The organism is Streptomyces sp. NPDC006450, from assembly GCF_040612195.1.
Classification (GTDB): domain Bacteria; phylum Actinomycetota; class Actinomycetes; order Streptomycetales; family Streptomycetaceae; genus Streptomyces.
This window is the reverse complement of record NZ_JBEXPT010000155.1, coordinates 1-12,693: the sequence shown is the minus strand read 5'-3', so window position 1 is coordinate 12,693 and position 12,693 is coordinate 1. Positions and strand designations below refer to the sequence as shown.

The window sequence follows — 12,693 nt, the reverse complement described above, 5'->3', positions numbered from 1 at the left end:
GCCCCCGCGCGGTGTGCGCGGGGGCCTTCGCGGGGACCGGACGGGAGGTCAGGCCTTCGCGCCGCGCAGCTCCCTGATCCACGCCACCAGCAGCACCGCGGCCGCGGCCCCCGAGGACCACAGCAACTGAGGCCGCGCCGAGTCGTCGAACAGCATCAGCACCAGCACCGTGGCCATCCCGATCAGCGCCGCCCACGTCGCGTACGGGAACAGCCACATCGGCAGCGTCAGCCGCTCCGGCATGTCCCGCTCGATCTTCGCGCGCAGCTTCAGCTGCGAGACCGCGATCAGGGCCCACACGAAGATCAGCACCGCGCCGACCGCGTTGAGCATGTAGAGGAAGATGGTGTCCGGCCACAGCAGGTTCAGCACCACCGAGAAGAAGCCGAAGGCCACCGACGCGAAGACCGCCCGGCGCGGCACCCCGCCGGCCGACACCTTCAGCAGGGACTTCGGCGCCTCGCCCCGCTCCGCCAGCGAGAACACCATGCGCGAGGACCCGTACAGGTTCGCGTTGAGCGCCGACAGCAGGGCCACGAAGATCACGACGTCCATGATCTGGCCCGCGTGCGCGATGCCGATCGAGTCGAGGACGGCCACGTACGGGCTCTGGCCCGGCGTCAGCGAGTTCCACGGCAGCAGGGTCACGATGACCAGCATCGAGCCGACGTAGAAGAAGAGGATGCGCCACACGGCGCTGCGCACCGCCCGGGACACGGACCTGGCCGGATCGTCCGACTCGGCGGCCGCGATGGTGACGACCTCCAGGCCGCCGAAGGCGAACACGACGGCCAGCATGCCGGCGACCACACCGCCCGCGCCGTTCGGGAAGAAGCCGCCCTGGCCGGTCAGATTGGCCATGCCGACCGGATCCGTGTCGGGGAGGAAGCCGAAGACGGCCAGGGTGCCGAGGATCAGGAACAGCACGATCGCGCCGACCTTGAGCGCCGCGAACCAGAACTCGAACTCGCCGAAGTTCCGCACCGCGGCCAGGTTGCTCACGGTGAAGACCACCATGAACAGGAGCACCCAGACCCACTGGTCGACCGAGGGCAGCCAGCCGTTCGCGATCTTCGCCGCGGCCGTGGCCTCCACGGCCAGCACGACGACCAGCAGGAACCAATAGAGCCAGCCGGCCGAGAAGCCGGCCCAGCGGCCGAGCGCCTTCTCCGCGTAGACGGAGAACGAGCCGGAGGCGGGCATCGCGGCCGACATCTCGCCGAGCGCCCGCATCACGAGCATCGCGAGGATGCCCGCGAGCAGGTACGAGCAGATGATCGCGGGACCGGCGATGGTGATGCCGGCGCCGGAGCCGACGAACAGCCCGGCGCCGATCACGCCGCCGAGGCCCAGCATGGTCAGGTGGCGCTGTTTGAGGCTGTGGCTCAGGGGCTCGGGTGGGAGCTCGTCCGTGGTGCCGGGAGGGGCGGACGGGAGGTCGCGCATGAGGGGTGCTCGTACTCTCTAAGGCCTGGCGGCGGTGGGGGCTCCGCGACAGTTGGAGGGACCCTACAGTCTCTCCGGAGAGCGCCCATCCGCGCAAAACGGACGTGTTGACGTTCATTGCTCGTGATGCGGATCACTGCACCTCGGGCGTGGGGCGGGGTCTTTGTGTACTCCCCACCAAACCAGGGAGTACGGCTTTGTCCCGGGCGACCCTGATGCGGCCCCGGGACCGGGACTAACGTCGGTGATCGTCCCTGTCGACCCCACCTCCCGCGGAGTCCCCGATGAGCACTGCTTCCGTCTCCTTCCGGCCCGGCGCCGTCCTCGCCGACCTGCTGCCCGCGAGCCGCGTCCGCGACATCGCGCTGGTGGCCGGCGGAGCCGCGCTCACCGGTCTGGCGGCGCAGATCGCCGTGCCCGTCCCCGGCTCCCCGGTCCCCGTCACCGGCCAGACCTTCGCGGCGCTCCTGGTCGGAACCGCCTTCGGTGCCCGCCGCGGCTTCCTCGCGCTGGCCCTCTACGCGCTGGCCGGCACGGCCGGTGTGCCGTGGTTCGCGGGCGGCAGCTCCGGCGCGGGCGGCGCCTCCTTCGGCTACGTCCTCGGCATGCTGCTCGCCGCCACCGTCGTGGGCGCCCTCGCGCGGCGCGGCGCGGACCGCTCGGTGCTGCGTACGGCGGGCACGATGGTGCTGGGCTCCGCGGTCATCTACGCCGTCGGCGTCCCCTACCTCGCGCTGTCCGCCGGGATGTCCTTCGGCGCGGCCGTCGCGGCCGGGCTGACGCCCTTCCTGATCGGCGACGCCCTCAAGGCGGCGCTGGCGATGGGCCTGCTGCCGACCGCCTGGAAGCTCCTCGGCCGCGCGTGAGCGCTCGTACCCCCCCCCCGCTCCACACGGCAGCCCCGGACCGCACTGCGCGGTCCGGGGCTGCCGTCGTTCTCGCAGGAGCTACGCGGAGGCCTTCAGGGCGGCCTTGCGGCGGAGCTGGCGTGCCACGCCGAGCGCGATCACCACGGCCGCGACCAGCAGCGACAGCAGGACGGTCTCGCGGTTGTCCTTGTCGTAGACCATGTAGCCGAGGACGAAGGTGATCATCGCGGCGGTGGCCCAGGTCAGGTACGGGAAGAACCACATCTTCACCGTCACCTTCTCCGGGGCCTCGCGCATGAGGATCCCGCGCATCCGGAGCTGGGTCAGGCAGATGACCAGCCACACGAACAGCGCGATCGCGCCCGAGGCGTTCAGCAGGAAGCTGAAGACCGTGTCCTTGAAGGCGTAGTTGAAGTAGACGGCGGCGAAGCCGAAGACGACCGAGCCCAGGATCGCGGCCGTCGGGACGCCCTTCTTGTTCACCTTGGCGAAGGCCTTCGGGGCGTCACCGCGCTCGCCCAGCGAGAAGGCCATGCGGGAGGCGGTGTACAGGCCCGAGTTCAGGCAGGACAGGACGGCCGTCAGGACGATCACGTTCATGATCTGGCCGGCGTGCGCGATGCCGATCGAGTCCAGGGCGGCGACGTACGAGCCCTTCTCCACGATCGAGGCGTCGTTCCACGGCAGGAGGGTCAGCACGATGAAGATCGAGCCCAGGTAGAAGACGCCGATGCGCCAGATCACCGAGTTGGTGGCCTTGGTGACCGCGCGCCGCGGGTCCTCGGACTCGCCGGCGGCCAGCGTGACGATCTCGCTGCCCATGAAGGAGAAGACGACCATCAGCACACCGGTGAGGACCGAGCCCCAGCCGTTCGGCATGAAGCCGCCCGTGTCGGTGAGGTGGGCGAAGCCCGCACCCGGGTTGTCCGAGCCCGGCAGCACGCCGAAGACGGCCAGCATGCCGATGATCACGAAGCCGCCGATGGCGACCACCTTGATGCCGGCGAACCAGAACTCGAACTCGCCGTACGAGGCGACCGAGCCGAGGTTGGTGACCGTCAGCACGGCCATCACGATCAGCGCCCAGGCCCACTGCGGGACGGCCGGGATCCAGCTTTCGAGGATGACCGCGCCGGCGGTGGCCTCCACGGCCAGGACGACGACCCAGAAGAACCAGTACAGCCAGCCGATGGAGAAGCCCGCCCAGCGGCCGAGCGCCCGGTCGGCGTACGCGGAGAAGGAGCCGGAGTTCGGGCTGGCGGCGGCCATCTCGCCCAGCATCCGCATGACGAAGACGACCATCACGCCGACCAGCGCGTAGGACAGCAGGATGGCGGGACCGGCCTTGGCGATACCGCCGCCGGAGCCGACGAAGAGTCCTGCGCCGATGACACCGCCGATGGCGATCATGGACAGGTGGCGGTTCTTGAGACCGGCTTTCAGACCGTCGGAGGGCTGGCCGTCACCGGGATTGCCGGTGGGGGCGCCTTCCTTCTGAAGGGTCGTCGTGGAGCTCATGGACGGATCCTTAGGTTCTCGGGTGGCGAGCCCCGGCATTCAAACCCGAGATGAACGCAGGGCGGAAGACCCCAATCCGGATCGTTGCATCGGGGCGAACGTCCAGGACCTTGGTCCCGCGGTGTCCCATCTGCGTTCTTTGGGTTTACTTGAGCTTTAGAAGTGACTTACGCGACACCCCGCGGCGGGTCCCCGGCCCGGCTCGTGCCACACTCGGACCATGCGCGTGTACCTCGGATCCGACCATGCCGGCTTTGAGCTCAAGAACCACCTGGTGGACTGGCTCAAGAACAACGGCCACGAGCCCGTCGACTGCGGGCCCCACATCTACGACGCGGTGGACGACTACCCGCCGTTCTGCCTGCGCGCCGCGGAGAAGACCGCCGCGGACGCCGGCAGCTTCGGCATCGTGATCGGCGGCTCCGGCAACGGCGAGCAGATCGCCGCGAACAAGGTGAAGGGCATCCGCGCCATCCTCGCGTGGAGCGTCCAGACCGCCGAGCTCGGCCGTGAGCACAACAACGCCAACGTCATCTCCGTCGGCGGCCGGATGCACACCCAGGACGAGGTCGTCAGCTTCATCGACGCGTTCCTGAAGACGCCGTACTCCGACGAGGAGCGCCACACCCGCCGGATCGACATGCTCTCCGCCTACGAGACCACCGGCGAGCTCCCCCCGATCCCGGCCCACCACCCGCAGGGCTGATCCCGCTTCCGGCCGTGCCGCCCCTGAGGGGTGGCACGGCTGTTTTCGTTCCACGAGGAGTTCCGCCGTGCCCGAGGGGCATACGATCCACCGCCTCGCCGAGGACCACACCGAGCGCTTCGCCGCCCGCCCGGTCCGGGTGAGCAGTCCGCAGGGCCGGTTCGCCGAGAGCGCCGCCCTGCTCGACGGCCGCGAACTGGAATCCGCCGAGGCGCACGGCAAGCACCTGTTCCTCGAACTCGGCGACGCCTGGATCCACATCCACCTCGGCCTCTTCGGGAAGCTCGGCTTCGGCACCGCCCCGGCCCCGCCCGCCACGGAAACGGTCCGCCTCCGGCTGCTGAACGACGACCACTACGCCGACCTGCGCGGCCCCACCGCATGCGCACTCATCGGCGAGGGCGAGAAGAAGGCGATACACGACCGGCTCGGCCCGGACCCGCTGCGCCCCTCCGACGACCCCGACCGCGCCTGGGCCCGGATCTCCCGCTCCCGCACCACCGTCGCCGCCCTGCTCATGGACCAGAAGGTCGTCTCGGGCGTCGGCAACGTCTACCGCGCCGAGGTCCTCTTCCGCCACGGCATCGACCCCTACCGCCCGGGCAAGGACCTCACCCGCGGCGAATGGGACGCGATCTGGGCCGACCTGGTGCTCCTCATGCGCGAAGGCGTGCGCAACAACCGCATCGACACCGTCCGCGACGAGCACCTGCCCGAGGCCATGGGCCGCCCGCCGAGGGTGGACGACCACGGCGGCGAGGTGTACGTCTACCGCAGGGCCGCCATGCCCTGCCACATCTGCGGGGGCGAGATCCGCACCGCCGGTCTCGCCGCCCGCAACCTCTTCTGGTGCCCGGGGTGCCAGGTCCGCTAGGGCCCGTCGTCACACTCCCGGCGTCGCACGGTAGGCGGGAGTTCGACGACAGGCCCTAGCCGCGCGCCCGGGCTAGAACCCGTGCGGCAGCCAGGGGGCGACGTCTCCCGCGAAGGCGCGCGAGGTACGGGCCAGCGCGCCCGCCCGCACCTCGCGCACCAGGCCTGCCGCGGCCAGCGAGTTCAGGGTGACCCCGCCCAGGTAGGCCGCGCCCAGCTCCCGTACCGCCAGCTCCAGGTCGGCCGGGTCCTCCGTCCGGGTACAGACCGCGGCCCCGTCCGCGCCGACGGCCAGCCGCCAGCGCCCCGCGTTCCACGGACAGAAGGCGTCCTCCACCTCCAGCACCACGTCCAGCGGAGCCCCGTAGGCCCGCGCGGCCAGCGCCGCCGGCAGATCCACGAGCCGTACGTGCATCGAGTCGCGCAGCCGCACCTGCGTCCGGCGGACGTCGGTGACCAGGTGCAGCAGCGCATCGTCGGCCGGCCGCTTGACGGCCCGTACCGTCCAGGTCAGGTCGATGGAGCACACGTAGCGCCACAGCGCCGCGTAGGCCGCCGGATCGAGCGCGTCGAGGTCCGCCACCTCCACCCGGCCGTCCGAGCCGGTCAGGTCCCACTCGGGCTTGACCCGGTAGCGGGCGTACCCGGCCACCTCGCCGTCCGCCCGCTCGGCGACCACGCACTTCAGCGGGGACGCCCCGCCCCGCTCCGACTCCGGGTCCATCAGCGCCTGCAGCTCCCAGCCCGGCTGCCGGGCCGGCATCCCGGGACGACCCGCGACCAGCGCCGCGTAGACCCGCTCGCAGTCGGCCAGGGCCTTGCGCGGATCGACCAGCCGCATCCGTATGTCGTCGGTCCCGGGCGGCACCGAGAGCCGCACGCGGGTCGTGTCGATCTCCACGGACATCGAGTACGCGGCGGTGCCGTAACCGAAGCGCCCGTAGATCGCCGGATCCGAGGCCGTCAGCACGGCGATCGGTTCACCACCCGCCCGGACCTCGTCCAATTGGCGGCGCATCAGCGAGGTCAGCACACCCCGCCTGCGGTGCGTGGGGGCGACGCCCACCATCGTGACCCCGGCGGCGGGGACGAGCGCCCCGCCCGGCACGGAGAGCCGGAAGGAGAAGGCCCCGGCCGTGCCGACACAGGTCCCGTCGTCCCAGACGCCGAGGGACCGCTCCGTCTCCGTCAGCGACCGGTAGAGCTCCCGTTCCTCCACGGACTCCGGCACCCCGCCGAACGCCAGTTCCAGCTGGTCGTACCAGACATCCCACTCATCGGCCTGCAATACGCGCGTCTCAAGAGGCATACGGCCATCCCTATCAGGGCAATCCGTCCCGGTCGATCTCTTTTCGGTCGCCGATGGACCCATCTCTGGGGGTACCCCTGCGCGCGCACAGCCAGGATGGATAGGGTCCCGAAGCAATGGCCGGAGCACACGTGGAGTCCCTCCTGGCCCGGACCCGCATGATGTGGCACCGGGCGCGCACCGCGCTGCGCAAATCCGCCGTCGACTACTTCCGCGGCGACGCCTCCGACTGGCTGGCCTTCGGCGGCCTGATCCTGACCATCCCGGCCATCGCCTGCGGCACGCTCATGCTGCCCGTGTGGTTCTCGCCCGCCGCGCTCGTCCTGCCGATCGTCGCCGGCGGCCTGCTGCTGCGCCCCGCCAGCCTGCTCGCCCTGTACGCCGCCTCCGCGGCCGCGCTCATCGTCGAAGCCCTCGTCCTCGGCCCGTACACCCAGGGCCCGGCGCGGGTCACCCCCGGCACCGTCCTCGTCGTCGCGGCCTGCGGCTTCTTCGGCCTGGTCATCGCCCAGTTCCGCAGCCGCGTCGGCGTGCCCTGGCGGCGCGGCGGCACCATGCTCTTCGACCTGCGCGAACGCATCCGGGTCCAGAGCAAGCTGCCCACCCTGCCGCGCGGCTGGCACCGTGAGATGGCCCTGCGCCCGGCCGGCGGACAGTCCTTCTCCGGCGACTTCGTCGTCGCCGCCCGCACGAACGGCGGTCGCACCCTGGAGATCGTCCTCACCGACGTCTCCGGGAAGGGCATGGAAGCGGGCTCCCGCGCCCTCCTCCTCTCGGGTGCCTTCGGCGGCCTCCTGGGAGCGCTTCCTCCCCACGGATTCCTGCCCGCCGCCAACGGCTACCTGCTCCGCCAGGACTGGGACGAGGGCTTCGCCACCTCCATCCACCTCGTCCTGGACCTGGAGACCGGCGACTACGAACTCCTCTCCGCCGGCCACCTGCCCGCCCTCCAACGCTCCGCCGGCACCGGCCGCTGGAAGGAGATGACCGGCGAGGGCCCGCTCCTCGGCGTCTACGACGGCGCCGAGTTCACCGCCGCCCCCGGCAACCTCCGCCCCGGCGACGTCCTGATGCTCTTCACCGACGGCCTGGTCGAAACGGCCGACCGTGACATCAGCGAGGGCATCGACCGCCTCACCGGCGAAGCCGACCGCTACGTCGCCGCCGGCTGGGAGGGCGCGACCTGGCACCTCATCGAAAAGGTCGCCAAGGACGTCAACGACGACAGGGCCCTCCTCCTGATCCGCCGCGCACCCTTTTAACGCGCCGCCTGCGCGGGCCCCTTCCCTTGCCGCGTCCCCCCGCACGGCAGCGCGGGCTCCGTGCCGCTGCGCTCGACCCCTTCCATGCCGCGTCCCCCGCACGGCTGTGGGGGGACTCCGTCCGGCGGGGCCCGGTCGGCGCTGCCGCCACCTCCCTGTGGAGCGGGGCCCGGTGGGCGGGGGCGCCCGGGTGGGCCCTGCGGGGCGAGGTCCTCCCCTACCCACGCTTCGCCCGTTCCCCGGGGCTGCGCCCCGGACCCGCTGCCGGGAGCGCCCCCCGGCCGGGCTGCAGGGTCGCGGCGTGGCTGAGACCGCCCTGCGGCACTCCCGGCCTGCCGGGTCGCACCCGCGTTGCCCATGCGCAGGCTGACGCCCCCCACCCAGCCCCCGGGTCGCAGGGTGCGCCGCGTCCAGGCGGGGGCCGGCCGCATCCATCCCCGCCGGGGCACAGGACTGGCTGCGCGCGCGTGCAGGCCGCAGCCGGCCACATCCGGCGCCGCCGGCGTTCGGGGTGCGGGGTCCGGGCGCAGCCCCGGCGGGTCCGGGCGCAGCCCGGGAGCCCTTCCCAGCCCGTCCGGCGCTTGAGGACCAGGCTCCGGGCAGCGCCCGGGGAACGGAGGAAGGGCGGGTGGGGGACCCAGCCCCGCAGGGCCGACCCAGCGGCACGTCAGCCACCGGGGCGACCCGCCGCCCCCCGCCCCGAGGGTCGGGTTTACCCCACCACGCGTCCGCCAGCTCCCGCCATGGTCGCCACCCCACCGCCCTCCGTAGCGTCGGAGACACGATCACCACCGGGTGGTCGACCGGCACGGAAGGCGGCACACCATGGGGCTCCGGCGCAGCAAACGGCAGGCCGAGCAGCGGACGGAGCACACGGGCGGACCGGAGCACACGGGCGGACCGCAGCAGACCGGGCACTCGGCGCAGACCGGGCAGGCCCACGAACCCGCCGCCGCAGTCGAGCTCCGCGCGGTCCGCCGCCGGTACGGCCGCGGCAACACCGCCGTACACGCCCTCCGCGGCATCGACCTCAGCCTCCCCCGCGGCAGCTTCACGGCAGTGATGGGCCCCTCCGGCTCCGGGAAGTCCACCTTCCTCCAGTGCGCCGCCGGGCTGGACCTCCCCACCGAGGGCTCCGTCCGCCTCGGCGGCACCGAGATCACCGGCATGAACGAGAACGAGCTCACCCAGCTCCGCCGCACCCGCCTCGGCTTCGTCTTCCAGGCCTTCAACCTCCTCCCCTCCCTCACCGTCGAGCAGAACGTCCTGCTCCCCATGCGCCTCGCCGGCGGCCGCACCGCCTCCCAGGGCCAGGCCCGCGCCGCCGACCTGCTCGCCCGCGTCGGCCTGGAGGGCAAGGGCCGCCGCCGCCCCGCCGAACTCTCCGGCGGCCAGCAGCAGCGCGTGGCCATCGCCCGCGCCCTGGTCACCCGCCCCGACGTGGTCTTCGCCGACGAGCCCACCGGCGCCCTCGACACCACCACCGCCACCGAGGTCCTCGGGCTGCTCCGCAGCGCCGTGGACACCCTCGGAGCCACCGTCGTGATGGTCACGCACGACCCGGCCGCCGCCGCCCACGCCGACCAGGTGCTCTTCCTCGCCGACGGCCTCATCGCCGACCGGCTCCCGCGCAGCTCCGCCGCCACGATCGCCGCCCGCATGACGGCACTGACGGCGCCCGCCGCGCCCGCCGCCATGTCCGCTCCCCGGTACGCCGGGGCAGGGGCGGCCGCCTGATGCCGCGCCTGCCCCGTTCCAACGGCCTGGCCCGCGCCGTGCTCCGGTTCCGGCCCGCCGCCTTCGCCGGCACCTTCGTCTCCCTGTTCCTGGCCGTCGCCATCGTCTCCGCCTGCGGAATCCTGCTGGAGACCGGGGCCCGCGCGAGCACCCCGCCGACGCGGTACGCCCAAGCCCCCGTCGTCGTCGCCGCCGATCAGCAGGCCCGCCTGCAGATGGGCCGCGGCGACGGCGCCTACGAGGTCGCCGCGCAGCTCCCCGACCGGGCGCGCGTGGACGCCGCCCTGCTGGAGCGACTGGCCCCGCTGGGGCGGGCGGTGCCCGACGTGGTGTTCCCCGTACGGGACGGAGCCGGCCGCGCGCTCGACGCCTCCGGCTGGGGCTCCACCGCCTTCAGCCCTATGGAGCTCCGCGCGGGCCGCGCCCCGGCCGGCCCGGGCGAAGTCGTCCTGGGCGGGGCCGACGGCCCGGACCGCGTCACGCTCGACACCCCCGCCGGAGCCCGGGAGTTCCGCGTCGTGGGGCGCGCCGACCGGGCCGGAGCCTGGTTCGCCGACACCGAGGCGCGCATCCTGTCCGGACACCCCGACGGGCTCGACGCCATCGTGCTGTTCGGCGCCGACGCGGCGCAGGCCCGGGCCGCCGTCGACGGCCGCGCCCAGGTGCTGACCGGAGACGCCCGCGCCCTCGACGCACGGCTCACGGGGGCCCAGGAGGTGCTGACCGGCCTCGGCGGCTCCTTCGGCGGGATCGCCACGCTCGTCGCCGTCTTCACCGCCGCGGGCACCGTCGCCCTCTCCGTCGCGCAGCGCTCCCGCGAGTTCGCCCTGCTGCGCGCCGTCGGAGCCACCCCGCGCCAGATCCGCCGTACGGTCGCCACCGAAGCCCTGCTCGTCGCTCCGGTCGCGGGTGTACTGGGCTGCGTACCCGGCATCGCGCTGGCGTCCTGGTGGTTCGGGCAGCTCAAGGCCAAGGGCGCCGTCCCGGCCGCGGTCGACCTCGTCGTCTCCTGGATCCCCCTGGTCAGTGCGGTCGGCCTCGGACTGGCCGCCGCCCTGATCGCCGGCTGGGCCGCCTCCCGCCGCCCCGCCCGCATCCGCCCCGGCCGGGCCCTCGCCGCGGCCGCCGTGGAACGGCTGCGGCCCGGGTGGATCCGTACCCCGCTCGGCCTCGCCGCCCTGGCCGGCGGCGCCGCCTGCGCGAGCCTGGCCGCCACGAGCAGCGGCCCGGACGCCGCCAACGCGGCCCTCGGCGTCGTCATGCTCTTCATGCTCGCCGTCGCCCTGCTCGGCCCGCTGATCGCCCGCGCCTGCGCCACCGTCTTCGGGCTCCCGCTGCGTGCGGGCGGCGCGTCCGGTGAGCTGGCCGCCGCCAACTCCCGTACGCACGCCCGCCGTCTCGCCTCCGCCATCACCCCGATCGTGCTCGCCATGGCCTTCTCCTCCACCCTGGTCTTCCTCCACACCAGCGAGGACCGGGCCGTACGGCAGCAGCAGGAGGCCGGACTGCTGGCCGACCACGTCGTGCCCCTCGCCGGGGCCGACCCGCACGCGGGCGCGGACCGGCTGTCCGCAGACCGGGCGTCCGTCGACCGGGCGGTCGCGGACGGGGCCGTCGCCCTCACCCGTACCTCCGTCCTCACCGTCGTCGGCTCCGGCGGCGACCGGACCTTCCACACCGCCTCCGCGCAGGGCGTCACCGGGGACCTCGCCAAGGTCGAGGACCTGGGCGTCCGTTCGGGGGACCTCTCCCGGCTCGCCCCCGGCACGGTCGCCATCGACCGCACCCTGGCCGAGGCCACCCACACCGGGACCGGCGACCGGATCGGCTTGCGACTGCCCGACGGGGCCCCCGTCACCCCCGAGATCGTGGCCGTCTACACCCGTGGCCTCGGCCTCGGCGAGGTCACCCTCCCCGCCGCCGACCTGGCGGGCCACACCACCGCCGGCCGCCCCACGGAACTCCTGGTCCGCGGCCCGGCCCCCGAAGGCCTCGGCCCGGTACTGTCCGCCGCCGACTGGACCTCCGCGCAGAGCGTGGACCGGGAGCTCAACGCCTGGGCCAACACCACGATGGCGTCCGTCCTCGGCGGCTTCGCGGCCGTCGCCGCCGCCAACACCCTGGTCATGACCGTCCTGGACCGCCGGCGCGAGCTCCGCATGCTCCGCCTGATCGGCTCCACCCGCCGCCAGGTCCTGCGGATGCTCTACTGGGAAGCCCTCCTGGTCAGCGGCACGGGCATCGCCCTCGGCTCGGCGATCGCCCTGGCCACCCTGACTCCCCTCACCAAGGCGATGACCGGCACCGCCCCGTACGTCCCGCCCCTCCTCTACGGCTCCTTCGTGGCGGCCGCCATCACCCTGACCCTGGCCGCCACGGCCCTCCCGGCCCGCCGCGTCCTACACCTCGGCCGTACCAGCCCCACCCCCACGTAAGCCCGAGCCCCGCCGCGAAGCCCCCCGGGGCCCCGCCCGAGCCCGGGGTCCCGGGCTGGCCCCCGGGGGCTCAGCCGAGCCCCCGGGTTCCGTACTGGGCCCTGGGGGCCGGCTGGGCCTGGGGTCCCGGGCTGGGCCCTGGGGGCCTGCTGGGCCTGGGCTTCCGGGCTGGGCCTTGGAGGCCGGCTGGGCCTGGGCTTCCGGGCTGGGCCCTCGGGTTCCGGGCTGGGTCCTGGGGGCTCCGGGCTGGGGCCCTGAGGGGTCCGGGCGCAGCCCTAGGGGGTCCGGCGCAGCCCGGGAGCCCTTCCCAGCCCGTCCGGCGCTTGAGGACCGGGGTCCGGGCGGAGCCCGGGGAACGGTGGAAGGGCGGGTAGGGGCCCGGCCCCGCAGGGCCGCCCACACCCGAGGGGCCGTCGGTCACCTGCTCCCGCCCGCCCGCCCGCCCGGCCCAGGCAGCGACACGACGGGCACGGCGGCGCCGCGTACCCGCACGCCCGGCACGGTGGTGCCGCGCACCCCACCCACCCACCCACCCACC

General features: G+C 73.7%; 9 protein-coding genes. 6 read left to right on the top strand and 3 right to left on the bottom strand.

All coding sequences use genetic code 11. From position 1 onward, the window contains the following. Nucleotides 1-48: 48 nt before the first annotated feature. Complete coding sequence (locus ABZY57_RS29560) at nt 49-1,446, bottom strand: amino acid permease (RefSeq protein WP_356517098.1); 1,398 nt, start codon at nt 1,444-1,446, stop codon at nt 49-51. Between the two features lie 284 nt (nt 1,447-1,730). Here ABZY57_RS29560 and ABZY57_RS29555 point away from each other — a divergent pair, with 284 nt between their 5' ends. Continuing rightward, entirely contained in the window at nt 1,731-2,312 is a 582-nt protein-coding gene (locus ABZY57_RS29555; RefSeq protein WP_356517096.1) for a biotin transporter BioY, read from the top strand. Nucleotides 2,313-2,393: 81 nt separating this feature from the next. Here the strand turns inward: ABZY57_RS29555 and ABZY57_RS29550 are convergent, their stop codons facing one another. Next, a complete protein-coding gene (locus tag ABZY57_RS29550) occupies nt 2,394-3,833 on the bottom strand; it encodes an amino acid permease (protein WP_356517094.1) in 1,440 nt (479 codons plus the stop codon). Between the two features lie 220 nt (nt 3,834-4,053). Here ABZY57_RS29550 and ABZY57_RS29545 point away from each other — a divergent pair, with 220 nt between their 5' ends. Beyond that, complete coding sequence (locus ABZY57_RS29545; protein ID WP_356517092.1) at nt 4,054-4,539, top strand: ribose-5-phosphate isomerase; 486 nt, start codon at nt 4,054-4,056, stop codon at nt 4,537-4,539. A 67-nt stretch (nt 4,540-4,606) separates the two neighbouring features. Beyond that, the gene (locus tag ABZY57_RS29540; RefSeq protein ID WP_356517090.1) at nt 4,607-5,413 is read left to right on the top strand and encodes a DNA-formamidopyrimidine glycosylase family protein; all 807 of its coding nucleotides are present in this window, start codon (nt 4,607-4,609) and stop codon (nt 5,411-5,413) included. A 72-nt stretch (nt 5,414-5,485) separates the two neighbouring features. On the opposite strand, the gene ABZY57_RS29535 is transcribed toward ABZY57_RS29540, so the two are convergent. Further along, entirely contained in the window at nt 5,486-6,721 is a 1,236-nt protein-coding gene (locus tag ABZY57_RS29535) for a GNAT family N-acetyltransferase (RefSeq protein WP_356517088.1), read from the bottom strand. A gap of 116 nt (nt 6,722-6,837) precedes the next feature. Here ABZY57_RS29535 and ABZY57_RS29530 point away from each other — a divergent pair, with 116 nt between their 5' ends. The 3 genes from ABZY57_RS29530 (at nt 6,838) to ABZY57_RS29520 (ending at nt 12,155) form a co-directional block, all read left to right on the top strand. Continuing rightward, a complete protein-coding gene (locus tag ABZY57_RS29530; protein ID WP_356517086.1) occupies nt 6,838-7,983 on the top strand; it encodes a PP2C family protein-serine/threonine phosphatase in 1,146 nt (381 codons plus the stop codon). A gap of 825 nt (nt 7,984-8,808) precedes the next feature. After that, nucleotides 8,809-9,720, top strand: coding sequence for an ABC transporter ATP-binding protein (locus ABZY57_RS29525; protein WP_356517084.1), 912 nt, complete (start codon nt 8,809-8,811; stop codon nt 9,718-9,720). Next, complete coding sequence (locus tag ABZY57_RS29520) at nt 9,720-12,155, top strand: ABC transporter permease (protein WP_356517082.1); 2,436 nt, start codon at nt 9,720-9,722, stop codon at nt 12,153-12,155. The genes ABZY57_RS29525 and ABZY57_RS29520 overlap by 1 nt, the downstream gene beginning before the upstream one ends. Nucleotides 12,156-12,693: the final 538 nt, after the last annotated feature.